26 protein-coding genes are annotated in these 23694 nt (G+C 64.7%); 15 read left to right on the top strand and 11 right to left on the bottom strand.

Annotated elements, in window-relative coordinates; translation table 11 throughout:
• Positions 1 to 99 precede the first annotated feature (99 nt).
• Entirely contained in the window at positions 100 to 849 is a 750-nt protein-coding gene (locus tag G6N34_RS24205) for a hypothetical protein (RefSeq protein WP_085152047.1), read from the bottom strand.
• The gene (locus G6N34_RS24200) at positions 846 to 1589 is read right to left on the bottom strand and encodes a hypothetical protein (protein WP_085152046.1); all 744 of its coding nucleotides are present in this window, start codon (positions 1587 to 1589) and stop codon (positions 846 to 848) included. The genes G6N34_RS24205 and G6N34_RS24200 overlap by 4 nt, the downstream gene beginning before the upstream one ends.
• A gap of 299 nt (positions 1590 to 1888) precedes the next feature.
• On the opposite strand from G6N34_RS24200, the gene G6N34_RS24195 reads away from it, so the two are divergent.
• From G6N34_RS24195 to G6N34_RS24185, 3 genes are all read left to right on the top strand, one after another.
• The gene (locus G6N34_RS24195) at positions 1889 to 2296 is read left to right on the top strand and encodes a RidA family protein (RefSeq protein WP_085152045.1); all 408 of its coding nucleotides are present in this window, start codon (positions 1889 to 1891) and stop codon (positions 2294 to 2296) included.
• A gap of 103 nt (positions 2297 to 2399) precedes the next feature.
• Positions 2400 to 2885, top strand: a complete 486-nt coding sequence (locus G6N34_RS24190; protein ID WP_085152217.1) for a MarR family winged helix-turn-helix transcriptional regulator — start codon at positions 2400 to 2402, stop codon at positions 2883 to 2885.
• A 26-nt stretch (positions 2886 to 2911) separates the two neighbouring features.
• Positions 2912 to 3328, top strand: coding sequence for a DUF5313 domain-containing protein (locus G6N34_RS24185; protein WP_085152044.1), 417 nt, complete (start codon positions 2912 to 2914; stop codon positions 3326 to 3328).
• 22 nt (positions 3329 to 3350) lie between these two features.
• On the opposite strand, the gene G6N34_RS24180 is transcribed toward G6N34_RS24185, so the two are convergent.
• Both G6N34_RS24180 and G6N34_RS24175 read right to left on the bottom strand, forming a co-directional pair.
• Positions 3351 to 4199 (bottom strand): class I SAM-dependent methyltransferase, encoded by an 849-nt coding sequence (locus G6N34_RS24180; protein WP_085152043.1) that lies wholly within the window; start codon positions 4197 to 4199, stop codon positions 3351 to 3353.
• A 93-nt stretch (positions 4200 to 4292) separates the two neighbouring features.
• Positions 4293 to 5480 carry a cytochrome P450 gene (locus tag G6N34_RS24175; RefSeq protein ID WP_085152216.1) on the bottom strand — a complete coding sequence of 396 codons (1188 nt, stop codon included), beginning with the start codon at positions 5478 to 5480 and terminating at the stop codon, positions 4293 to 4295.
• Positions 5481 to 5772: 292 nt separating this feature from the next.
• On the opposite strand from G6N34_RS24175, the gene G6N34_RS24170 reads away from it, so the two are divergent.
• Together G6N34_RS24170 and G6N34_RS24165 are read left to right on the top strand one after the other, a co-directional pair.
• The gene (locus tag G6N34_RS24170; protein WP_085152042.1) at positions 5773 to 6630 is read left to right on the top strand and encodes a mycofactocin-coupled SDR family oxidoreductase; all 858 of its coding nucleotides are present in this window, start codon (positions 5773 to 5775) and stop codon (positions 6628 to 6630) included.
• Positions 6627 to 7442, top strand: a complete 816-nt coding sequence (locus tag G6N34_RS24165) for a sugar phosphate isomerase/epimerase family protein (RefSeq protein WP_085152041.1) — start codon at positions 6627 to 6629, stop codon at positions 7440 to 7442. The genes G6N34_RS24170 and G6N34_RS24165 overlap by 4 nt, the downstream gene beginning before the upstream one ends.
• Before the next feature lie 131 nt (positions 7443 to 7573).
• On the opposite strand, the gene G6N34_RS24160 is transcribed toward G6N34_RS24165, so the two are convergent.
• From G6N34_RS24160 to G6N34_RS24140, 5 genes are read right to left on the bottom strand one after another with little or no spacing between them, the layout of a single operon-like run.
• Entirely contained in the window at positions 7574 to 7918 is a 345-nt protein-coding gene (locus G6N34_RS24160; RefSeq protein ID WP_085152040.1) for a hypothetical protein, read from the bottom strand.
• Positions 7915 to 9090: an aromatic ring-hydroxylating oxygenase subunit alpha gene (locus tag G6N34_RS24155; protein WP_085152039.1), complete on the bottom strand. Its 1176-nt coding sequence runs from the start codon at positions 9088 to 9090 to the stop codon at positions 7915 to 7917. The genes G6N34_RS24160 and G6N34_RS24155 overlap by 4 nt, the downstream gene beginning before the upstream one ends.
• A 25-nt stretch (positions 9091 to 9115) precedes the next feature.
• A complete protein-coding gene (locus G6N34_RS24150; protein WP_085152038.1) occupies positions 9116 to 9862 on the bottom strand; it encodes an SDR family NAD(P)-dependent oxidoreductase in 747 nt (248 codons plus the stop codon).
• On the bottom strand, positions 9859 to 11133 hold the full coding sequence (locus G6N34_RS24145) for an alkyl sulfatase dimerization domain-containing protein (protein WP_234812896.1): 1275 nt from the start codon (positions 11131 to 11133) through the stop codon (positions 9859 to 9861). Before G6N34_RS24145 ends, G6N34_RS24150 begins: the two co-directional genes overlap by 4 nt.
• Positions 11130 to 12404 carry a sulfotransferase family protein gene (locus G6N34_RS24140; RefSeq protein ID WP_085152037.1) on the bottom strand — a complete coding sequence of 425 codons (1275 nt, stop codon included), beginning with the start codon at positions 12402 to 12404 and terminating at the stop codon, positions 11130 to 11132. Before G6N34_RS24140 ends, G6N34_RS24145 begins: the two co-directional genes overlap by 4 nt.
• A 302-nt stretch (positions 12405 to 12706) precedes the next feature.
• On the opposite strand from G6N34_RS24140, the gene G6N34_RS24135 reads away from it, so the two are divergent.
• The 9 genes from G6N34_RS24135 (at position 12707) to G6N34_RS24095 (ending at position 20457) form a co-directional block, all read left to right on the top strand.
• Positions 12707 to 13528 carry an SDR family NAD(P)-dependent oxidoreductase gene (locus G6N34_RS24135; protein ID WP_234812895.1) on the top strand — a complete coding sequence of 274 codons (822 nt, stop codon included), beginning with the start codon at positions 12707 to 12709 and terminating at the stop codon, positions 13526 to 13528.
• 24 nt (positions 13529 to 13552) lie between these two features.
• Positions 13553 to 14077, top strand: coding sequence for a VOC family protein (locus G6N34_RS24130; RefSeq protein WP_085152214.1), 525 nt, complete (start codon positions 13553 to 13555; stop codon positions 14075 to 14077).
• Between the two features lie 118 nt (positions 14078 to 14195).
• Positions 14196 to 15185: a thiamine pyrophosphate-dependent dehydrogenase E1 component subunit alpha gene (locus tag G6N34_RS24125; RefSeq protein WP_085152035.1), complete on the top strand. Its 990-nt coding sequence runs from the start codon at positions 14196 to 14198 to the stop codon at positions 15183 to 15185.
• Entirely contained in the window at positions 15182 to 16177 is a 996-nt protein-coding gene (locus G6N34_RS24120) for an alpha-ketoacid dehydrogenase subunit beta (protein WP_085152034.1), read from the top strand. Before G6N34_RS24125 ends, G6N34_RS24120 begins: the two co-directional genes overlap by 4 nt.
• A gap of 19 nt (positions 16178 to 16196) precedes the next feature.
• A complete protein-coding gene (locus G6N34_RS24115) occupies positions 16197 to 16427 on the top strand; it encodes a biotin/lipoyl-containing protein (RefSeq protein WP_085152033.1) in 231 nt (76 codons plus the stop codon).
• A gap of 10 nt (positions 16428 to 16437) precedes the next feature.
• Positions 16438 to 17844, top strand: coding sequence for an aromatic ring-hydroxylating oxygenase subunit alpha (locus tag G6N34_RS24110; protein ID WP_085152032.1), 1407 nt, complete (start codon positions 16438 to 16440; stop codon positions 17842 to 17844).
• 16 nt (positions 17845 to 17860) lie between these two features.
• A complete protein-coding gene (locus G6N34_RS24105) occupies positions 17861 to 18205 on the top strand; it encodes a 2Fe-2S iron-sulfur cluster-binding protein (protein ID WP_234812905.1) in 345 nt (114 codons plus the stop codon).
• Positions 18189 to 19817 (top strand): FAD-binding protein, encoded by a 1629-nt coding sequence (locus G6N34_RS24100; protein ID WP_085152030.1) that lies wholly within the window; start codon positions 18189 to 18191, stop codon positions 19815 to 19817. Before G6N34_RS24105 ends, G6N34_RS24100 begins: the two co-directional genes overlap by 17 nt.
• A gap of 25 nt (positions 19818 to 19842) precedes the next feature.
• Positions 19843 to 20457, top strand: a complete 615-nt coding sequence (locus tag G6N34_RS24095) for a TetR/AcrR family transcriptional regulator (RefSeq protein ID WP_085152029.1) — start codon at positions 19843 to 19845, stop codon at positions 20455 to 20457.
• Positions 20458 to 20463: 6 nt separating this feature from the next.
• Here G6N34_RS24095 and G6N34_RS24090 read toward each other — a convergent pair whose 3' ends face one another.
• Together G6N34_RS24090 and G6N34_RS24085 are read right to left on the bottom strand one after the other, a co-directional pair.
• The gene (locus G6N34_RS24090) at positions 20464 to 21453 is read right to left on the bottom strand and encodes an NAD-dependent epimerase/dehydratase family protein (protein WP_085152028.1); all 990 of its coding nucleotides are present in this window, start codon (positions 21451 to 21453) and stop codon (positions 20464 to 20466) included.
• 8 nt (positions 21454 to 21461) lie between these two features.
• Positions 21462 to 21893 (bottom strand): nuclear transport factor 2 family protein, encoded by a 432-nt coding sequence (locus tag G6N34_RS24085; RefSeq protein WP_085152027.1) that lies wholly within the window; start codon positions 21891 to 21893, stop codon positions 21462 to 21464.
• Positions 21894 to 22062: 169 nt separating this feature from the next.
• Between G6N34_RS24085 and G6N34_RS24080 the strand changes: the two genes are divergently transcribed.
• On the top strand, positions 22063 to 23640 hold the full coding sequence (locus G6N34_RS24080) for an AMP-binding protein (RefSeq protein WP_234812894.1): 1578 nt from the start codon (positions 22063 to 22065) through the stop codon (positions 23638 to 23640).
• The last annotated feature ends 54 nt before the right edge of the window (positions 23641 to 23694 follow it).

Below are 23694 nucleotides of genomic sequence, written 5' to 3'. Positions count from 1 at the left end.
CCGTCGCCGGGCAGGTGACTGCGCGCATGCGTCGGATCGGTGTCCGGTGTGGCGGGCAGGACGTCAGAGGACCCCACTGAGAGCTCTTCCTTCATGGAGTCATCCCACCGCCGGTTCGTCGGCGCTCTGCCGCTCGGCGGCCTGTCTGAGCAGGATGATCAACGCTCCCAACCAGACCGAGAACACCACCACCGACCACCAGAAAGCGATGGAACCGTTCCACGCAAACGGTCCGGCCTTGAAGACGAACATCTGGGTGGCGATGACCTCGGTGATGATCTGCCAGACAGTCACGTACGCAAACCATTTCGGGAAGATCCCGTTCTTGTCGTAGAGGATCGCGATCGCGAAGACCAGATACGCCGCCGTGAAGCAGCCCAACGAACCGTTGTACGACAGCATGCCCAGGTCATAGAGCAGGCTGATGAGTTCGGGGTCCCGGTCTGGGCGGAACGCGGCGGTCAGGAAGCACACCGCCACGAGGAGGAATCCGGGCAGCGCCCCGACTCCCATGCCGCCGATGTAGCCGTAGGCGAACACCGAGCCCACCGACATCCGCTTGATCTGGTACGCCACAAGGCCGTTGGTCCACGCCGCGCCGCCGAGCAGGATCAGCAGCAGCGAGAAGCCGATCTGAATGGTCAGCCCGTGCTGCGTGAAGAACGCGACCTTGTCGGCCGCGGTCACATCCGGTCGCGGAGGGGGAGTGACCCTGGCCAGCAGGCAGATGATCACGCCGAAGACGCCGTACCAGATCGGGAAGAACCACGTCATGAAGCGGACGTCGGGCTTGCCCCCGCCCGGGCGGGTGACCTCTGTGCTCGGCCGGTCCGGGGTCAGGGTGCTCATGGGGCCACCACGCCCTCGTCGACGGCCTGGCGAAGCACCGCTCGGCGCAGCACGAAGAACATCACCACCACGAACGCCGCGAACGCGCCGTTGCGCACCCAGAACGACAGGAGTCCATCCCAGGCCAGCGGTCCGGTGTGGAAGACAGCGGCACCTGCTGCGGGAACCATCGCCACGGCGGTGGCCAACGAATAGTGGCCCACCCACCGGGGGAACACCGGATCCGGGCCGTCATCGAAGTAGACGGCCAACGCCAGCACCACGAACTGGCTGACCACCATCCCGATCGGTGCGATCAACACGATCCACGCCAGATCGTTGAGCAGCATCACCAACTCGGGACTGCGGTCTGGCCGGAATGCCGCCACCAGAAACAGGATGTTCGACAGCGCGAAGATGGTGACGCCGCTGACGACGGCTGTCAGGTAGCAGTAGGCGAAGACGTGGGTCTGCTTCATGCGTTTCATCTGGACCGCGATCACCATGAAGAACGGCAGCACCATGACCCCACACAGGTTGAAGGTCACCTGGGAAAAGCGCATCCAGGCCGTGTGTTCGGCATAGAACGACGCGACCTCGTCGGCCGACATCGTCGGCGACATCGGCGGCCAGAACCCTGGGAAGGCCAGCATCGCGATCACCAGAACAGCCCCCACTGCGGGTCCGGTCCACAGGCTGACCCACTGCGCTTTGATGTTTCCCGCCTTGGGCCGGTCCTGCACCTGCTCGACGATCTGCACTCTCACCCTCCCTTGAGTGACTTGAATCAGTTCACATGCGCCGGGAACGTTGACCCTCGATGCCGTGAACGGCTCGACATGTCGAGTGACTACGCCTGGACGCAGACATCTCTGCTCGCTGAGCACGCTATCCCGGCACCTGCGCTAAGGAAAGAGTGAAACTGAGTGAAGTCAGTGAGGGCCGCGGACTGCCGCGTGCGCCGGGCTCACTCCGCGGGGAGTGGGACCGCTTCGCGTTTACTGGTCTCGACCGGAATGCGCCTGCGCTTCGCCGGAGACGTCCACACGAAGGAGAAGGTATGCCGATCACACTGCTGAACCCCGACGGGCTGCCCCAACACGACATCTACCGCCAGGTGGCGGTGGCCACCGGAACGAAGTTGGTGTTCGTCGCAGGACAGGTCGCCCGGACGGCCGAGGGTGAGCGGGTCGGTGAAGGTGATCTGGCCGCGCAGGTCGAGCAGTGCTACGAGAATCTGGCGACGGCGCTGGCCGCGGCGGGCGCCTCGTTCGACGACGTCACGAAACTGACTGCCTACTTCGTGGAGTGGGCACCGGAGAAGATGTCTCAGTGGGTCGAAGGGGTGGCGCGGGCGTCTGCGCGACTGGGCATCACGACGGCGCCTCCGCTGACGGGGATCGGAGTGGCCGCGCTGGCCGAACCCGATCTGCTCGTCGAGGTCGAGGCAGTTGCGGTCATCGACTAGATTTCCTCGTGGCGCGGTCGGTCCAGGGAACGGCGTCGCAGATCAGCCGCATGTGACCAGTCAGACATTGCTAGTGCACTAACTATTAGCGCACAATGGAGTGGTGACCACCGTCCAGGACCTCGACCCCCTCGCGCTTGAGCAGCAGGTCTGCTTCGCGCTTGCGGTCACCAACCGGGCGGTGCTCGCGGTCTACCGGCCGCTGCTCGAACCACTCGGGCTGACCCATCCGCAGTACCTGGTGATGCTCGCACTCTGGGATCACCAGAAGGGTGCGGGAGCGGACAAGCCGCCGATGGCCGTCAAGCAGATCGCCGACGCGCTGCAGCTTGACTCCGCAACACTGTCGCCCATGCTCAAACGGCTCGAGGGGCTGGGCCTCATCACCCGGACCCGCAGCGTCACCGACGAACGCGCCGTCGATGTCAGGCTCACCGATGCGGGCATGGCCCTGCGCACTCGCGCACTCGAGATCCCGCCCGCGGTTGTCGAGCGACTGGGTGTCGACCTGTCCGAGCTTGCGCACTTGCGTGAAGTGCTGACCCGAATCAACGTCGCCGCATTGTCGGCCGGCGCACTGCAGACCTGAACCACCAACGACCCGTAGGAGCGATCATGGCCGCGGCCAAACCCAACCTCTGGCAGTACATCGCCTATTCGTATGGGAAGCGCCTTCCCGACAGCATGCGCGAGTGGGTCGCCAAGGACATCACCGGTGACGGTGCGGTTCGACGGCACGTGATCCGCATGGCGATCCCCCCGCTGTTCGTGCTCGCCCCGTTCTGGTTGCTTCCCGCATCCCTCTACGTGCACATCGAGATGACCGTGCCGATCTACATCTGGGCGCTCCTGATGGCGCTGGCGTTGAACAAGGTGTGGCGTAGGCACCGTCTGGCCCAGCACGGCCTCGACCCGCGTCTGATCGACGCGGTGAACCGGCAGAAGCAGGCTCGACTGCATGACGACTATGCGCGTCGCTACGGCCCGCGGCCTGAGGAGGCCAAGTGGCAGTCCAACAGCACGCCGTTCTGATCGGCCTGCGTCTCGGCAGCGCTCAGCCGAATTCGAGCAGCGTGTAGGCCCCGCGGTACTGCTTGGTCAGCTTCAGCTGCCAGAACGCGGGGAACACCTTCTCGAACAGGAAGCCCCGGCCGGCCGGCATCGGCAGGTCGTGCACCGCGCGGATGCCCGGAACGGTGTTCGCAAGGTCCGCAAGCTCGGAAGGCTTGAGGCTGAACGGCATGGGCGGCACGCGGTAACGGCGCGTGGATCGCACGCCTTTCGGCGCGAACTTCTTCACCATGACGGGTGGCAGGTCGAAGATCATCTGACCACCGGGGAACCGGCGCGCGCATTCGGTGATCAGCCCCATCGACTCCTCGGGCTGCAGATACATCAGCAGGCCCTCCGCGGTGATGAAGACGCCCTCGCTGGTGTCGACCTGGTCCATCCAGGAGTAGTCCAGCGCGGACTGGGCCAGGGTGTGAATTCTGGGTGAGGACGGCAGAAGCCGCTCACGGAGTTTGATGATCGGTTCGAAATCGATTGTCAGCCATTGAAACTGGCTGTCCGGCAGTGCACTGGACAGTCGCCAGAAGCTGGTCTGCAGACCCTCGGCGAGTGCGACGACCGTGGCCTTGGGATGGGCCCTCAGATACTGCGACGCCGCCTTGTCGAACGCCAGCGATCGCAACGCCATCTCCTGGCCCTTGCGCCCGAACTTTTCGAAGTCGAACTCGATCGAGTCGGCAAGCTTGATCGCCATCGGGTCGCTGAGGATCGCCTTCGGGTGCCCGGCCTGATAGGCGCGGCCGTAGAGCGTCAGCAACGCGGTCTCGGAAACCCCGGTCAGATTGCTGGCGTCGACTCTTTCGCCGTCTGGATGTTCCACCAGATCGAACATACCCGTGGCGACGGTTTCTGGGGCCCGCGGGATCGGGCTCCCCGGCGTTTCACATGACCACGAACCCGGCATCGACCGTCGGGGTCACCCTTTTCAGCCGAGGATTGCCGGCATAGTGTCCCAGCCGCGCACCGTCGATGTGCGTGACCGCCGTGCCCCGGCCATGTCGATCTCCCATTTCGGGAAGCGTTTGAGCACTTCCTCCAGCGCAATCCGCCCTTCGAGACGCGCGAGCGGCGCACCCAGGCAGAAGTGCGCACCGCGGCCGAAGGTCAAGTGGCCCCCGGGTTTCCGATGGATGTCGAATGAATCGGGCGATTCGAAGTGCCGCTCGTCACGATTGGCCGACGCCAGCATCAGCAGGAGGGCACTGCCGGCGGGCACGGTCTGACCGTGGAACTCGACGTCGGCCTCGGCGACGAAGCGGGCGACGTGCGGGCCGGGGGGCTCGTAGCGCAGCAGCTCTTCGATTGCGACCGGGATGCGCGACGGATCATCGACGAGTTCCTGACGCTGATCGGGATGCTCGGCCAGCACCTTGCCCATCCAGCCGAAGAGCCTGCCCGTTGTTTCGACACCGGCGCCGGCGATGACGGCCAGAAAGATCAGCAGCTCATCGGTGCGAAGGGTGCGGGTGGCACCTGTCTGGTCTTCGAACTCGACATTAAGCAGCTCGGTGATCAGGTCGTCGGAGGGGTTCTTCTTCCGCCACGCGACGTACTCGGTGAACATGTCACCGTCGAAGTAGTGGTCCTTTTTCACCGGCAGCGGTTCGCCGGGTTTGTTGCGCAGCACGGCGTGCGCCTGGGCCCGCACCGACGGCTGGTCTGCATCGGGGATTCCGACGAGCATGCCGATGGTGCGCATCGGCAACTCCGCGCCGAGATCTTGGACGAAGTCGAAGGACGCTCCGCCGACCAGCGGGTCGAGGCAGGCCACACAGAACGCGCGGACCTTATCCTCCAGCGCCCGCATCTTCTTGGGCATGAATGCCCGTGCGACCAACGCCCGGTGCATGGTGTGCAGTGGGGGGTCTTCGTTGATGAAGACACCAGGCGGCATCACGGGGTCGGTCTTGACCACTTCGAGGATGTCCCCCTTGGCCGAGCTGAGGCGTTGCGGATCACGCAGTGCAGCATCGACGTCGGCATATCGACTCAGGCCCCAGAAATCGTGGCGCTCGTTGTAGTACAGCGGTTGCTCGTCCCGCAGTCGGCGGTAGGTCGGGTAGGGGTCGAGGTCGATATCGACATGCCATGGGTCGTAATAGAGCTCGCTCAACATCGTCTCCTGGGCAAGGGGTCGAGGTTCAGGTTCGCACCTCGCGGTGATTGGTGAGCCTTCCAACCCACCGGCATCGACTATACAACTGTACAGCCAGCGGGCTGGAGTCCGGGATGGCCTCCCGGTCTCCGGGCTGCCGGTGGTTTTCGAGCGTCATCTGGGTGGCCGAATCCGGGTGCGTCATCCGGTTCAGACTGTACGATCGTATGGCAGTCTGAAAATGTGAAACCTGCTGTTACCCAAGGTGTCAAGGGGCGGCTCAGTCCCAGAATCGCGAAGGTGATCCGATATGGCTCGACTCGAAGGCAAAGTGGCGTTGGTTACCGGCGCAGCGCGGGGGCAGGGCCGCAGTCACGCGCTGCACATGGCCGCGGAGGGGGCTGACATCATCGCCCTCGACATCTGCAGCGACATCGCTTCCAATCCCAACGCTCTTGGGACCGAGGCTGACCTGGCGGAGACCCGAGGTCTGGTCGAGGGCATGGGACGGCGCATCGTCGCCGCTCAAGCCGACGTGCGCGATCGTTCCCAGCTGCGGGACACGCTTGAGGGCGCCGTGGTCGAACTCGGCCACCTCGACGTGATCGTGGCCAACGCCGGAATTTCGGCATTCGGCCCCACGGTCCCCGTGCAGGGCTTCATCGACGCGTTCGACGTGGACTTCATTGGTGTCGTCAACACGGTCAGCGCCGGGCTTCCGTATCTGCCGCAGGGGTCGTCGATCGTGGTGACCGGATCAATTGCGGCACTTGCATCGCAGGTGAACAGGACCGACGGACTGGGACTGCAGGGTCCGGGCGCAGTGGGTTACGGCCTGGCGAAGAGCATGCTGCGCGAATACACGAAGTCGCTTGCCTTGGTGCTGGGCGACCAGCGGATTCGCGTCAACGCGATACATCCCACGAACGTCGACACCGACATGTTGCACATCGACGCCATCTACCGGGCATTTCGTCCGGATCTCGAGAATCCGACGCGTGCGGATGCAGAGGTGGGATTCACGTACATACACGCCATTCCGGTTCCCTATGTCGACCCTTCGGACATCTCACACGCGGTGGTGTATCTGGCCTCTGATGAAGCGCGGTATGTCACCGGACAGCAGTTGTTCGTCGACGCAGGAGCGGCCACCAAGGCGGGGCTGTGAGCGCCGATCGACTCGCCATCGAGGACCTGAGCGTCTTCGGGCTGCCGCCCGTGGAGTTCGTGCAGGTCGCCGCGGCACTCGGCTGCTCCTACATCTCGACGGGTCTGACCGCGATGCCACTGGATTCGCTGGGCTATCCGCCGTTTTCGCTGCGCGACGATGCCGCACTGAGGCGGGATATGCGCACCGCGATGGCGGACTGTGGCGTTGAGATCTCGTTGGAAGAGGGTTTCCTCATCATCCCGGACCTCGACTGGGACGCGTTCGCGGTCGATCTCGACCTCATGCACGAACTGGGTGCGCCGCGGATCAACACTCTCGGACTGGATCCGGACCTTGACCGCACCTTCGACCAGTTCGCCACCCTCGCCGAGATGGCCGCCGAACGCGGTATGCAGACAACTCTGGAGATGATGCCGGGATCCGTTGTGGGCAACCTCGATACGGCAGTCAACGCAGTCAAGCACGTGGCCCGGCCCGACTTTCAACTGCTGATCGACACCATGCACATCGCGCGATCCGGCGCCGGCGCCGACGCCATCCGAGCACTGGATCCCGCGACCATCGGGTATGGACAGCTGAGCGACAGCCCGGTCATCGAGAGCATGGAGGATTACATTGTCGCCGCAACCTTCGAGCGCATGATCCCAGGCACCGGAACTCTGCCCTTGGCAGACCTTCTTGACGCATTGCCCAGAAACATACCCATCGGGCTGGAGGTCCCCCTGCGATCGCAGGCCGAAGCCGGCCTGGGACCGCTCGATCGACTCCGTCCGTGTGTGGACACGGCCCGCGCCCTCATCCCCACGTAGACGAAGGCGCACGAGCCGCTACGCCGCGATCCTGCCTGACTGAGGTCGCCCGCACAGCCAGTCAAGATCGCCACTTCTCATCCAGCTTGACCGAGGGTTCCTTGATCGACTTCTGGTGTGGCATTGGCGACTCAACACAATTGCGATGGCGCCCGGGTGATGGTCATGTACCGTGCACCTTCAGCGTGCTTCGGCTCGGCGTCACCCTGCACCTCGACTGCCAGCGCGATGTGGGCGAAACTGAGAAACAGTTGCATGAGCCGGTTCTCGTCGTCGTCGTACTCGGCGAACGGCTTCTTGTCCAGGTAGGTCAGGCCGTCCTGCAGACGATCCTTCGCGGCGTTGAAGAACTCCACCCGCTCGGCTTCGGAACTGTTCAGCCGCCGCTGGAGGCGCTCATTGGCCGAGTCGGCCACCCACTGGTCGACAAACCGTTCCAGGGTCTCGAAGCCGGGCGGCAACAGGTCGGTGCTCATCGGCGCACCTGCTCGGCCCGGTAGGACGACACCGCCGCATCGACTTCGAGGTAGAGATGTCGCAACAGGACCTCCTGCGCCTGGAAGTGGATGTGGCTCAGTGCACCGCTGCTGATGCCGCGCTGGCCGGCCTCGATGACCTCACGGTCCTCGGAGTGAATGTCCAGCGTCGTGCAGGCCGCGTACTCGCGGGCGAAGCGCTCGCTGGCGTTCACGTCGTCGCCGACCCAGTACAGCCGCACCACGCCACGGGATTTCGTCGGCGAGACCGGGTAGACGACGTGCGAGAAGTGTTGGATGGCCATCCCGAAGATGAAGAAGTTCGGGAACAGCACGAGGTAGTCCATGTTGAACTCGAGCTGCCTGGCCAGCGCACCCTCGAGTTGCTTCATCAGAGCTATTCCCTGAACCTCGGCGGGCGTGAATTCCGGGTTGGTCCAGACGGTTTGGAATCGATGCGGCCCCGAGAACCCGATGTCGGTGGGGTAACCGAACGGGTTGTCTGGCCCGGTTGGGCCGTTGCCGCCGCTGCGGGGATGGATGAACCGCAGGTGATAGTTCTCCTGGAAGTTGTCGAACGTCAGTTTCCAGTTCGCGTCGATCTCGTAGACATACTCGGTGAACGTCGTGGCCTGAGCGACGGGCAACAGCTCCAGCTTGGCGGCCATCGGCCCGAGGAACTCGCGCAGACTCTGCTTCGGCTCCGGGTCCAGGTTGATGAAGATCAACCCGGCGCACACATCGACCGAGATCTTGGGCAACCCGCACTGGGTCTTGTCGACGTAGAAGTTCCCGAAGTCCGGTGCCGACCGCAACCGACCGTCGGGGGTGAAGTTCCAGCCGTGGTACTGGCAACTGAAGGACGAACGCTGCCCACCGCGGTCGAGTACCAGCTGGGTGGCGCGGTGCGTGCACACGTTGTGGAACGCGCGGATGACACCGTCCTTGCCGCGGGTGATCAATACCGTGGTGTTGGCGACCTCGAGGTCGCGCACGATGTAGCTGTTGGGCGTCGGCAGTTCGCAGACGTGCCCGATCTCGAGCCACGTCCGTTTGAAGATGGCCTCACGTTCGGCCTCGAAGTACTCGGGCTCGTAATACGGGCCCGTGGGGATCGGGTCGGTGCCCAAGTCGTGGGTGTCCGGGCGGGGCAGGACGGATTCTGCGGTCATGGCATCTCCTTGTCTCGGGGCTGGGTCAGCTGACGCAGTAACCGCCGTCGATGGTGACGACGGATCCGGTGATGAAGGCACTGTTCTCGGTGCACAGGAAGATGACAGCCTCGGCGACCTCGTCGGGTGTGCCGAGGCGCCCCAGGGGGGTCCGCGCGCACTGTTCGGCGATGTAGTCCGGGACCAGTTCCGGCGAGGTCATCGGGGTGTCGATGAAGCCGGCGGTGACGGCGTTGACCCGGATCTTGTCGGGGCCCCACTTCATCGCGAAGTTCCGCGTCATTGCGAGAACTCCAGACTTCGCGGCACCGTAGGCGGGCACCATCGGGACGGCCCGCACGGTGGACAGCGAGGAGAGTCCGACGACGCTGGCGCCGCCGGGTGCCGCAGACTTGGCCAGCGCGGCGTAGAGGGCCGTGGTGAGTTCGAACGGCCCGAACAGGTTGAGGTCCACGGTGGCCCGGAAGCCGTCGGGCGTCGACTCGTCTAGGCCGCCTGCGAAGATCGCGCCAGCGTTGTTCACAAGGATGTCGAGGGTGCTGAATCCGGCTGCCAGTTCTTGGATTCCGGCCCGGTCAGTGAGCTCGAGTTGGTGGTAGGTGATGCCGTCGAGGTCGACTCCGTAGTCTGCGGCCTGGGGCTTGCGCCCCGTGGTGGTCACGGTGGCACCCGCATCGCGCAGCTTGGTCGCGATGGAATGGCCTATGCCACTGGTGCCGCCGGTGACCAGGGCTGTCGTCCCCGTGAAGTCGTAGGTTGCGCGTGCGGTCATGCCAATTCTCCAATCTGTTTGCGAAGCCAGGCCGACTCCCAGAAGTTCGTGCTTTGCCCCAGCAGCACTTCGTGGGCTGCCCTGAGCACCGACCGTGCCCGCTGGTTGTCGGGGTCGGCGTTGAATACGATTTCGCCGAGGTGAATCGCGCGCAGCGGCTCACCGGCCGCCAGCAGTCGACCCGCGCGCTCGACGAGTGCGTCGGAGCCGGCAAGCTCGACTAGATCGGAGCTGATGGACTCGGGCCCGACGGGATACAACTCGGTAGTGGACCGGCGATGGAACCAGCCGTTGTAGTTCTCCCAGATCGCCCTGACGTTCCAGCTGACCTTGCCGTAGCCCTGTCCCACCTCCAGCTCGGGCGGCAGCGTGATCGCTGCCATCGCATCGCGGACGTCGTCACCGGCGTTCATGGCGGTCACGGTCTCGTCGTGCAGGAATTGGACCGCATCGCGCAGCCGGATCAACTCGGCGTTGATCCGGGCGGCCCCTTGGATTGGTTCGAAGTGGCCGGTGATGAGCACCTCGGGCTGCAGCTGGCGGACACGCTCGTAGGATGCGACCGCGACCAGCGCATCGCGATAGCGATCGCCACGCATGGTGACGAGGTTGGGGATGTGCCCAAACACCGGACCGAAAAGGTTGCCGCAGAGGCAGATCCGCTCATCGGGCAGCCACACGACGAGAGAGTCGGTGGTCTCGCCGCCGGGGGTGGCGATCAGCTCGATGCGACGCCCACCCAGCTCCAGGGACAAGGTGTCCTCGACGATGATGTCGGGGTCCGGGGCGGCCTGCGCGGGCAGCACCTGCCCGAATCGCTCCTGGATGCCGGCGACGGTGGCACTGATCTTGTCGACGAAGGCGAACATCGTGTTTCGCGCACGGTGCGCCAGCAGGCGGTCGGTGTCGTCACGCCACATCTCCCAGTTCGCCTGCGCGACGATGTGAGTGCCGGGTTCACGGAACACGTCCGTACCGCCAACGTGGTCGGCATGCCCCTGGGTGTAGATGATGTAGCGCACCGTGCCGTCGTCGACGGCGTCGAAGTTGGCCTTGTGCACCGGGGATTCGAAGCCCATCCCGGTGTTGACCACGATCCGGCCGTCGTCGGTGGTCAACAGGTAGGAGTTGGTGAGTCCGGGTGACATCCAGACCCCCGGCGCGACCTGCTGTGCCTCCCGGGCCGACGCCCCGGCGAGTTCGTCGGCGCCGGGCCTACTGCGATGGATCGGCTCGAAGTCGTCAATGCTCCTGCCGGACAACGTGGTCACCGGGCGTCCGCGCCGGAATTCTCCGGCCGTACATCGAACTTGTCGAAGTAGAAGTCGAAACGACTGCGGATCTCGTCGGGGCTACGGTCGAAGTGCCGCTCCAAGTCGTAGGCGATGCGGCCGTGCTTACCGCGCGGATTGCCTGACAGGTAGCTGTTGAACGCGTTTCGGGTCTCGGGGGTCAGGTCCACGCCGCCACGCTGATAGAGCTGTTCGAGGAACGGGATCTCGTTGCCGTTGAGGTGGTGGAACGAGATGTCGATACTCCGTTCAGCGGGTACCAGGTCCCGGTCGCGCACACACGCGCCCAGGAGCCGTTCCACCCGGTCCACCCAGTAGTTGACCACCCAGTCGGTGTCGACCTTCTCGCGTCGGATTCGGTCGCCGTACGCCATCAGCGTGACGGTGGACTGGATGACGGCGACGGGATCGCGATGGGTGAAGGCGAAGGTGGCGTCGGGGAAGACCTCCAGCAGTGCGGGGATCTGTTCACAGTGCTGGGGAGCCTTGAGCACCCAGGTCTGCGGCCCGCGCAAGAACGTCAACGCCTTCAGCACGTTCTTCAGGTAGCCGTAGTGCTTCACCTGGTCGAGTCCCAGGTAATAGTCCCGCCACTGCGGCACCTGGGCGTACCACTCCACGATGTAGTTGGAGAAGTCGAGATCGAGCTCGATCTCCTCCTCGATGGCCTCCGGGTAGCGGTCGTGCACGGCGAGCGCGAACGGCATGAACTCCTTGACGAAGCCGTACTCGTCAGCGGTGCGCTGGTACCGGGGGTCGATACCGTTGGGGCCGGCGGCCTCACCGCGGATGGGGAACGGTTCGCGGCTCTCCCAGTAGGGGAGCGCCCGGCGCCGGCTGTCGGCCGCGATCAGGTTGACGAAGTGAGTCGTGCCAGAACGCGGCATCCCGATGACGATGAACGGCTTCTCGATCTCGATGTCCTCGATCTCGGGGTAGCGCCGCATCAGGTCGGTGAACAGCACGCGGTTGCGCAGCAGGCGAACCGAGCGCTCGCGCAATGTCATCCGGGACAGCGGGTTGAGGTCGTCGGCGTCGATGGCGGCGAAGTGGACGCCCAAGCGCTCGCGAAATTCGCCGTCGAGGCCCTCGCCGTCGAAGTCGGTGATGCCGGAGGTCGCCACTGCCTCGTCGAGCACCTTGTCGATGTCGAAGTCCACCTCTTGGTGCCGGGTGGCGTCGAGCACCTGGCGCTGCAGGTCGGTCAGCTGGGGGTCGCGCAGGTCGTCGACGGTGATGATGTCGGGCATCGCGTCTCTCTCGTCATGGGCAGCAGCCCGGCCAGGGAACTAATCAACTGATTGATTTATTGAGGCTAGGATCTTGACCCGTCGTCGTCAAGGAAATTCTGCGGTGTCGGTCACGTTCTTGACCTGATGTGACGTCAGACATATCTTGAAGGAATCGATCGAATGATTGATTCCACGGCGGCTGCCGCAGGCGTGTCGACGCGTGCGCTAGGTGTCCGCGAACTTCGCGTTCACGGGAATCAAGCAACTGATTGATTCAGTGAAGTCTCGGGCATCAGTTCAGCAGTCAAACCGAAGGTGCGGTGAGGAATTTGGAAACCGGACTCGCCGGGCGCACCGTGGTCGTTACCGGCGCCAATGCCAACATCGGACGTGGTATCGCGACGGAGTTCGCGGCCGAGGGTGCGAACATCGTTGTCGTCGGGCGGGATCCGAACCAGGGTGCGAAGGTGTGTGCCCACCTGCTTGAGCGAGGCGCGCGAGATGTGCACTGGCAGGCCTGCGACGTGACCGACCGTGCCGACGCTGCGGCGATGGCAGTGGCAGTGGGTGAACGATTCGGCGCCGTCGATGTTCTGGTCAACGGTGTGGGCGGCAATGTCGGGATGGATGCCTTCGCGGAATCCGACCCGGCGGCATGGCGGGACGATATCGACCTCACCTTCGTGAGCGTCCTCAACTGCACCCACGCGTTCCTGCCCGGGATGATCGCTCGTGGCTGGGGCCGGATCGTCAACATCGGCTCGACATCGGGGATCGTCGGTGATCCGCTGCTCGCGGTGTATTCCGCGATGAAGGGTGCCGTCCATGCCTTCACCAGGGTGCTGGCCAAAGAAGTTGGTACGCACGGGGTGACGGTAAACGCGGTGGCCCCGTACTCGACCTTTCCCGACGGGGCGGACGCCATCTCCACGGGCAGTCGGTGGCACCCCGACGGAGTGTTCGCACGGCTGATGGTCGACCGGGCGGAGGAACTGACCTCGATTGCCCGGCGCACCGTCTTGGAACGCCAGTTCGCCTTACCGGCCGAGGTCGGCGCTGCGGTGGTCTATCTCGCCTCTGACGCGGCTGCATTCGTCACCGGGCAGGTGCTGTCCGTTGACGGCGGCACCCAGCTCGCCTGATCCGCCTGAATGATTGGAGTTCAGATGTCTTCCTCGCCACTGCCCGGGCCGGTCCGACAGATCGGTTACGTGGTCGGCGACCTCGATGCCGCACTGGCCAGCTGGGTGGAACTCGGGGTGGGTCCATGGTTCGTGCTGCGCCGCATCGTGCAGCAGGCTGATCATCGTGGCGAACGGTGTGAAGTGACCATCTCGATCGCACTGGCCAACAGCGGTGAGCTGCAGCTCGAACTGATCGAGCAGCACGGAGACACGCCGAGCATCTACACGGAGTTCCTCGATGGCAATGGGCCGGGGTTTCATCAGTTGGCCTATTGGCCAGAGGATTTCGACGCGACATTACGCGCAGTGCGGGATGCCGGCTGGCCCGTGGTCTGGTCCAGCGCAGAGGAGGGGGGAGTGCGGTACGCGTACGTCGAACCACCCGCCGGCGTGGCCACCGTTGTGGAACTCATGGAATACAACGACGTCACCCAGGGCCTTGCCAAGTTCGTCCGGGACGCTGCGGACGGTTGGGACGGCAGCGACCCGATCCGGCCACTGAACTGAGGCTGGATCCCGCGGATCAGTGCTTGACGGAACGTGACCCACCTCATAACGTAGATCCAATCAATCAATTGATTAATTCGCACACTTCAACCACCCTTCCGAGGGGAGCAGATCTCCGATGACGACCATCGAAACAGGACTGGACCAGGCGACCCTGGTCGGGTTGTACCGCACGGCGGCGCGCATCAAATCGTTCGACGAGACCTATCGAGCGCAGATGATGAGCGGCAAGTTCGCCGGAATGTACTACTCGCCACGCGGGCAGGAGTTCGCGGCCGCATCGGTCGCCGCTCACCTGCGACCCGCCGATTACGTCGTGACCACCTATCGGGGTCTGCATGACCAGATCGCCAAAGGCGTGCCGCTGCGCGACCTTTGGGCCGAGTATCTGGGCCGGTCCGCCGGAACCTGCCGTGGCAAGGGTGGCCCCATGCATGTCACCTCGCCCAAGCACGGGCTGATGGTCACCACCGGTGTGGTCGGATCAGGCCTGCCGATCGCCAACGGCCTGGCCCTGGCCGCCCAGATGCGGGGGACCGACCAGGTGGCCGTGGTCAACTTCGGCGACGGCGCCAGCAACATCGGAGCGTTTCACGAAAGCCTCAACCTGGCATCGCTGTGGAAGCTGCCGGTGATCTTCGTCTGCCAGAACAACAAGTGGGCCGAGTACACCCCGCTGGCCGGTGGCACCACGGTCGCCAACATCGCCGATCGTGCGGTGGCGTACTCCATGGCGGGGGCCACCGTAAACGGCAACGACCCCGTCGAGCTCTACGACGCCGCGGGTCAGGCCATCGAACGCGCCAGAGGCGGCGGCGGACCCACCCTGTTGGAGGCCGTCACCTACCGATTCTGCGGCCACTACTTCGGCGACCAGAGCGAATACATTCCCGCCGAAGAACTTGCCGACGCGAATGCAGCCGACCCGATCCCGCTGTTCCGTCAGCGCCTGATCGATGAATTCGGCGTCGCTGCAGAAGAACTGGACGAGATAGACCGGGCCGCCCAGGAAGAGGTCAACGATGCCGCCGAATGGGCATACGAGCAGCCGCTGCCCGATCCGTCCGAACTCACCACCGACGTCTACGCCGAGGAGACCGTTCGATGAGCACCGCAACCGCGTCCCGCCCCCTGATGATGCTCGACGCCATCCGGGACGGCCTCGATGTCGCGCTGGGACTTGACCCGGAGGTCTTCGAACTCGGCGAGGACATCCAGGACCCCAAGGGTGGCGGCTTCGGTGTGCACAAGGGCCTGGAAGCCAAGTACGGCTCAGAACGGGTGCGCTGCACACCCATCAGCGAACAGGCGATCATGGGCGCGGCGATCGGTGCTGCGATGGCCGGCATGCGCCCGGTGGCCGAGATCATGCTGATGAACTTCATCTCCGTTGCTGCAGACCAACTCTTCAACCATGCGGCCAAACTTCGCTACATGTCCGGCGGCGCCACGCCGATCCCGCTCACGGTCCGCACCACCACAGGTGCCGGAGCGGGATTCGGTGCGCAGCATTCCGAGATGCTGGAAGCCACGCTGATCCATACCCCGGGACTCAAGGTGGCGATACCGTCCACCGCCGCCGATGCCAAGGGCCTGCTGCTGTCGGCAATCTTCGACGACGACCCCGTGGTGATCGTCGAGATGAGCAGCCTGTACTTCGCGGTCCGTGACGAGGTGCCCGAAGGTGACTACCGGGTACCGCTGGGTAAGGCCCGCATCGCGCGGGAGGGCACTGACCTGACCCTGATCACCTATGGCCGCCAGGTGCTGGACTGCCTCGCCGAGGCGGAAAAGCTGGCCGGCGAGGGTATCTCGGCCGAGGTGATCGATCTGCGTTCGCTGCAGCCGCTTGACACTGACACCATCTTCAGCTCCGTGGCGAAGACGCGGCGGGCGGTCGTGGTGCACGAGGCGGTCACCCGTGGCGGGTTCGGCGCCGAACTGAGCGCGCAGATCCACTCCGAACTCTTCGGTGAGTTGGCGGCACCGGTCGGCCGGGTCGGCGGGGCCAACACCCCGGTTCCCTACGCATCGTCACTCGAACAGAACTTCCTGCCCGTCAGCCGGATCGAACCGGCCATTCGGGCAGTGCTGGGTTAACGGAAAGGCGAACACACCCATGGCGCATGAAGTGCGAATCCCAAAGCTCGGTGTCGCCGTCGAACAGGGCCAGATCACTGAATGGCTCTGCGCGGACGGCGACACCGTTGCGGCCGGCCAGGCCATCTACGTGCTGGCCACTGACAAGACCGAGACCGAGGTCGAAAGCCCGGCTGACGGTCAGATCTCCATCATCGGCGAGGTCGACGAGGACTACCCGGTCGGCACCGTCGTCGCCACCATCAACTGAAAGGCGTGGCATGACAGCGCAACTCACTCCACCCGGGGCAGTGACGACCGCCGAAGCGGCGGCCCCGTACGTGCCCAGGCACGACGTCGACACCACCGCGGTGCCGTTCCGGGTCGCCGACGGTGTGCATCTACCCGTTGAGCGCTACTACGACCGGCAGTTCGCCGATCTGGAGTACGAGAAGATGTGGCTGCACACCTGGCAGTGGGCATGCCGCGAGGAGGACATCCCCGAACCCGGGGATTTCATCGAGTACACGATTGTCGACAAGACGGTCATTGCGGTGCGTCAGCCCGACCGCAGCATCAAGGTGCTCAACAATGTCTGTCCGCACCGGGCCACTCAACTGGTCGAACCTGCCGATGCCGGGACATTCGGCGGCAATCAGATCGTCTGCCCCTTCCACGGGTGGCGGTTCAACACCGACGGCAGCCAGTCGTACATCTACTGCCGTAAGGGTTTCGTGCCGGGCTCGATCGACCCGGACAAGATGCTGCTGACCGAGGTGCGCTCGGCCGTCAAATACGGCTTCGTCTGGATCAACTTCGACGATGAGGCGCCGACCCTCGAGGAGTTCTTCGGTACCTACGACAAGCACCTGGGACCGATGGCGATGGACCGGATGCGTGTGCGCTGGTGGAAGCACTCGATAGTGCCTGGCAACTGGAAGGTGGCCACGGAGGCGTTCCTCGAGGCCTACCACGTCATGCAGGCCCACCCAGAACTCGCGATGGGGGCCGCCGACGACGACTACAACGCTGACGGGGTCCCCTACTTCCACCACGGCATGGGTCATGTCGACACCACCACACCGTTCGATCCGGAACATCCGGAAGATTACGTCCTGCCTCCGACGCTGGTCGCCGGGATGGAACCGGGCCGGTTCTTCATTGACCAGAATCAGGTGCTCTTCGAGGGCACCGACGGATTCGCCACCGCGCGCGACGAGTACATCGCCGACCGGATCCGTGACCTGCCCGACGACCAGGTGCTGCTCAAGTTCTTCGAGGAGCTCTACAAGTACGCCGAAGAGGCCGACATTCCGCTGCCTCCGTTGGATCCCAACATCTCGACATACGGATTCGTGTTCCCCAACTTCGTCTTTCTCGGGCTGACCGGAAATCTACTGTTCTACCGGTTCCGTCCGAACGGCCACGACCCGGACTCGGCGATCTTCGAGGCCCTGGCGATGCAGATCCCGCGGCGCTGCGATATGGACAACGCGGCTCCTCGTCGAGAAGGTCCGCTGGAACCGGAGGACTGGCCGTTCGTGTTGCAGCAGGACATGGGCAACATCTACCGCCAGCAGGCGGGCTACCGCTCGGGCGCCATCACGCACTCGACCCTGTCGCCAAAATATGAGCCGATGATCTTCTCGTTGCACAGCGAGATCGACCGCTACATTGCGACGTACTGAGCTGCCTTCGGTGACGATGCGGGTGGAGCCCGCGGGCGTCGACATTGACGTGCAACCCGGCGAGACGCTGATGCAGGCTGCCTGGCGTTGCGGATATGACTGGCCGACACTGTGTTTCGCCCGCGGCACCTGCACTGCCTGTCGATGCGAGATACTCGACGGCCTGCACCTGCTCTCCGAACGCACCGACGCCGAGGTCGCATTGCTCGCGGACCTCGACCGCAGGGTCCGGCGCGCCAACCCGCGCCGGATCAGACTGGCCTGCCAGGTCAAGGCCTCTGGACCCATCACGGTGCGCAAGCCCGGTGTCAAGAAGTCCACCAACAACGACCAGGAGGCGGCGAATGTCGAGGGTCACTGATGATTTCGACCTGATTGTGGTGGGCTTCGGCCTTGCCGGAGTGTGCGCGGCCATCGCGGCGGCCGAGAACGGGGCTCGGGTGCTCGCGGTGGACCGTGCCCTGGGCGGCGGATCGTCAGCGGTGTCTGGTGGCGTGGTCTACGCCGGCGGCGGGACGCCGTACCAGAAGGCGGCCGGCTACGACGACGACCCCGAGAACATGTTCAACTACCTGCGGCAGGAAGTGCAGGGTGTCGTCGGCGACGCCACCCTGCGCCGGTTCTGCGATGGCAGCGTCGAACAGCTGGCCTGGTTGGAGAAGCACGGAGCGCAGTTCGAGGGGTCGTTGTGTACTTACAAGACCTCCTACCCGACTAAGCACTATCTGTACTTCTCCGGAAACGAGAAGGCTTATCCGTACCGGTTGCACGCCAGGCCCGCGCCCCGGGGGCACCGCCAGATCGCGACGGGGACGAAGTCCGGCCGGGACCTGTGGCGCCGGATGCGCGATGCCGCCCTGAAACTTGGCGTCACGTTTCTGCCCCGCACCGTCGTGGATGATCTGGTGATCGTCGACGGCCGGGTGAGCGGAATCCGCTGCCGCACCTGGATCGGTGGCAGTCGATCAGCACAGTTCCTGCATGGTCGGACAACGGCGGTGGGCGCGAAGCTGACGAACTGGATGCCGCCGATCGGTCATCCCGTCACGGGCCTTGCCGACCGGATGTGGCAGCGGCGCGCCCAGGAGCGCACGTTCACCGCGCCGAACGTGGTGTTGGCGGCGGGCGGATTCGCGTTCAACCACGACATGCTGCGCCGTCATGCGCCGGCATTCACCCAGATCCGGCCGCTGGGTACCCGTGCCGACGACGGTGCGGGCATCCGCCTCGGTGTGAGTGCCGGCGGCGCCACGGATCAGCTGGATCGGGTCAGTGCCTGGCGGCTCCTGACCCCCCCGTCGGCCCTGATCGAGGGGGTCACGGTCGGGGTCAATGGCGACCGGATCGCCAACGAGGATCTCTACGGCGCCACGCATTGCGACATCATGGTCCGTCAGTTCGGCGGCAAGGGTTATGCAATCGTCGACGCCGACACGTGGAAGCGGGCGCGTGCTCAGGGGAGGGAGCAGGCCGAGTCGATCCTGCGTATGCAGATCGCGGCCGTGTTCAGCTTCGGTCACCGCAAGGCGGCGACCCTGTCCGAGCTGGCCCGCAAACTGGGAATCTCCAGCTCGGGGCTGGTCGCCACCGTCGATGCCTACAACGCGGCCATCGCATCGGGGGGTGATGATTCCGCCCACAAGGCACCCGAATTGTGCGCACCGATCGTCCGCCCCCCGTTCTACGGCATCGACATCTCCGTTCGTCCCTCACTGACCTACCCGGTGCCGGGACTGACTCTCGGCGGGTTGAAGGTGGACGGTGACACCGGCCTGGTGATCGATCATGAGGGCCATCCCATACCCGGCCTGTACGCCGCGGGACGGACCGCGGTGGGCGTCTGCTCCAACAGCTACGTCAGCGGTCTGGCGCTCGCCGACTGCGTGTTCTCCGGCAGGCGGGCCGGCGAGCATGCGGCCGCGGCCGCCGCGGAGGCACCGCGGCCAGTGGGCGGCATGAGAAACTCGAGGTAATACGTTCGCCGACTTAGGGGGATCCGTGTCCACCAACCCATCGCTGCTGGGCCGGCCAGTCGGCGCCAACGGCGAGGAGACCCGGCGGCGGATCATCGACGCCACTATGCGCTGCGTTGCCGAAGTGGGGTATGAACGGGCGACGATACGGGAGATCGCCCGAAAAGCGGATATGACCAGCGGAAGCCTCTACCACTACTTTCCGAACAAGACCGAGCTGATCAAAGCGACGCTGGACGAGTGGGCGGAGATGACGATTCCTCGCGTGGCCGCGTCCGCGCAGCGCAGCGAGGATTTCCGGGAACGATTGGTCGCGGTCTTCGATGAGTGTGATCAGTTGATGCGGGAGTATCCGCTGATCGCCGCATTCGACCGTGCTATCCGGGTCGGCACCGCGAGGCACCTGGCCGAGAGCCGCGACACCCTGTTCTCGTCGCTGCGGGAGGTGACTCTCGACATCATCAGACAGGCCCGTCGAGAAGGCGCGCTACCACGGTCGACCGACATCGACAGCGTGGCGAACTCGATCTACCTCGTCCTGCAAGGGATGACCGACTACGCGGCAACTGCGGATCCCGATGAGTACCACTCCACGGTCAAGGCGCTGAAACGCCTGGTCAGCGGAACGCTGTTCAAGTAGGCAGCACTACATGCCGTGCTCGCGGTAGAACGCGACAGCCTTGCGGATCGAGTCCTCGATCGGGGTCGGTCGCCAGCCGAGTTCACGTTCGGCCTTGCTGTGATCCAGCGGCGACATCTTGTCGACCATGTCGAACGCGCGTCGGACGAATTTGATCTCGCGTCCGGTCGTGTCGCCTACCCACTGGGTGGCCGACGCCAGGGCCAGCAGCAACCGCCGGGGGATCCCGATCCACGGTGCCCGCACCCCACCGGCCTTGGCGGCCAGCGTGTGCAGTTCGCGGGTGGTCACGAACCGATCCGAGATGATGTACCGTTCCCCGACCCGGCCCTTGTCCGAGGCCAGGATCATCGCTTCCGCGGCATCCTCGATGCCCACGACCTCCTGGCCGATGCCGCGGAAGTAGAACGGGGCCTTCCCCGCGGAGATGGCGGCGATCAAGCCGCCGTGCGGTGTCGGTTGCCAGTCCCGCGGCCCGTAGGTGTTGGATATGCACAGTGCGACGGCGGGCAGTCCCATGTCGTTCGCGTAAGACAACACCAGGTTCTCGGCGTCGACTCGGCACTGGGTGTAGGCACCGCCGTCGTCGTACCAATTGCACGGGTCGTCCTCGGTGACGGGCGTGCCGTCCTCGCTGACCGCCAGCGTGGCGATGGTGGACATGAAGACGAAGCGCCTCAGATCGGCATCGACCGCGGCGTCGAGGACATGGCGCAGACCTTCGACATTCGTCCGGATCAACGGGGAAGGGTCGCGCAGCCACGCGCGAGCGTCCACCACGCAGTAGAACACGACATCGCATCCAGCCATCGCGCTGCGCAGCGCCTCGTCGTCGAAGACGTCGCCGTAGCAGCGCTCGACATCGAGATCATCGATTCCTTTGGTGGAGCTGGTCTCTCGCAGCATCACCCGGACATCTTCGCCACGTTCGACCAGCTTGCGGATGACGTTCGAGCCGATGAAGCCGCTGCCCCCGATGACCAATTTCTTGCTCATTGAGCGGTCTAGCCCTGGGCCGGAAGCAGCGGATTCGCGAACCAGGCGTTCTCTTCACGCAACGCTCGACTACGCCAGCCCGCCGGTGTCCGGACCATGGTGTGGTGGTAGTAGCCACCGCAGTAGCTCAGCTCGTCCATCCCCGGCAGCTGCATCGGGTTGTAGAACATGGCGCGCACCTGCGCGGTGTCACCGGCGATCTCCACCTCGATGTTGGAGATGAAGTGCTGCATCATCTGCATCGCGCTCAGCGCCTGCGCCAGCCAGTCGGCGACCTCGTCGCGGGTTCCGGCTATGGCGCCGGCCGACGAATAATCCACCACCGCATCATCGGTGAACAACGACCGCCACAAGTCCCAGTCGCGGGTGTCGACCGCCCTGGCGTACTTCGCGAGCAGCGCTTCGATCTCGAGCCGGTCGCTGATCTCCTGGATATCCATTCTCAATCCTCTGTGCCGGTTAGCGGTTGGTGGTGCCGAACTGGGGCCGGACAGCGTCCTGGCCGAGAAACTGCTCGGCACCCCAGCCCTTTTCGTAGTGCTGCTTCCAATCAATCGCTTGATTGATTCGTATGATGCGTGCCACACTGCCTGAGTGTCAAGGACTCAGGTGAATCGCTCGGTCGGAACCGGCCCGACGTTGGTAAACCGCGCCATTCCAGCCGAATTGGTGCAGTCGTACACCGCGAACGGATGGTGGACCGAGGAGACGATCGCGGACCTGCTGACACAGGGTCTGCGCCGTACACCCCAGGCGGAGTTCCGGGTGCACTCCGCGACCCGCCCGTGGTCGGGAACCTTCGACGACGTCGAGCGGATCGCCCGCAGGCTCGCCGCGGGCCTGCGCCGCAGGGGGGTCGGTCCAGGCGATGTCGTCGCATTCCAGCTGCCGAACTGGATGGAGGCCGCAGCCACGTTCTGGGCGTCGGCATTCCTGGGCGCGGTGGTGGTGCCCGTCGTGCATTTCTACGGTGCCAAGGAGATCCAGCACATCGCGGCGACCGCCAAACCCAAGGTGTTCATCACGTTCGAGGAGTTCGGCCGGACGCGATATCAGCCGGAGCTGTACTCCGACATCCCGATCGTCGGGGTGGTGGGACGCGACTTCGATGAGCTGCTGGACGACGAGCCACTCACCGACAACCTCGAGGTTGCGCCGGCAACACCGGCGGTGATCGCCTTCACCTCGGGAACCACCCGTGACGCCAAGGGGGTGGTCCACAGCCACCAGACGTTGGCGTACGAGACTCGGCAGCTCAGTGCCGCGTATCCGCCGGGGCTGGAACGGCAGCTCACCGCGGCGCCCGTCGGTCATTTCATCGGCATGTTGAACGCTTTCCTGATCCCCGTGCTGAACGGCACGCCGGTCTACCTCACCGACGCCTGGAATCCCGCGCAGACTTTGGCGCTGATGCGCAGTGACGGACTGACATTCGGCGGTGGCGCACCATACTTCGTCATCAGTCTTCTCGACCACCCCGACTTCACCCCCGCAGACCTGGACAACATGCGGTACGCCGGCATGGGCGGATCGTCGGTGCCGGCCGCGGTCGCACGGCGACTCCACGAGCAGGGGGTCACGGTATGGCGTTCGTACGGCAGCACCGAGCACCCCTCCATCAGCAGCACGCACTACACCGCGCCGGCCGACAAACGGATGTACACCGACGGACAGGCACTCCCGGGGGTGGAGATTCGGTTGACCGCCGACGGGGAGATCCTCAGCCGCGGACCGGACCTGTGTCTGGGCTACCTCGACGAAGAACTGACCCGCAACGCCTTTGACGACGAAGGCTGGTATCACACCGGGGACATCGGGGTTCTGGACAACGACGGATACCTGTCGATCGTCGACCGTAAATCCGACATCATCATCCGCGGTGGGGAGAACATCAGCGCCATGGAGGTGGAGGAGGTGCTGTCGACGATGGCCGGTGTCGCTGAGGCGGTGGCGGTGGCTGCCCCCGACGACCGCTTCGGTGAGCGCACCGCCGCGGTGCTGCGGATGAAACCCCACGCGCCCCTGCCCTCGATGGACGAGCTGCGCGCACACTTCGCGAACAGTGGCCTGGCCAAACAGAAGTGGCCGGAAGAGATTCACCAGGTCGATGACTTCCCCAGGACGCCGAGCTCCAAGATTCAGAAGGCCCTGGTGCGCAAGATGGTCGCCGCGCAGCGCAGCTCATAGAGATCCCTGGCCACCGCACCGTGGCGGCATTGGGCAAGGCCGCAGCGGGTTCGG

Origin of the sequence: Mycolicibacterium confluentis (assembly GCF_010729895.1) — a bacterium.
Taxonomy (GTDB): domain Bacteria; phylum Actinomycetota; class Actinomycetes; order Mycobacteriales; family Mycobacteriaceae; genus Mycobacterium; species Mycobacterium confluentis.
The sequence above is the reverse complement of the archived record's forward strand: the minus strand, read 5'-3'. Positions and strand labels throughout refer to the sequence as shown.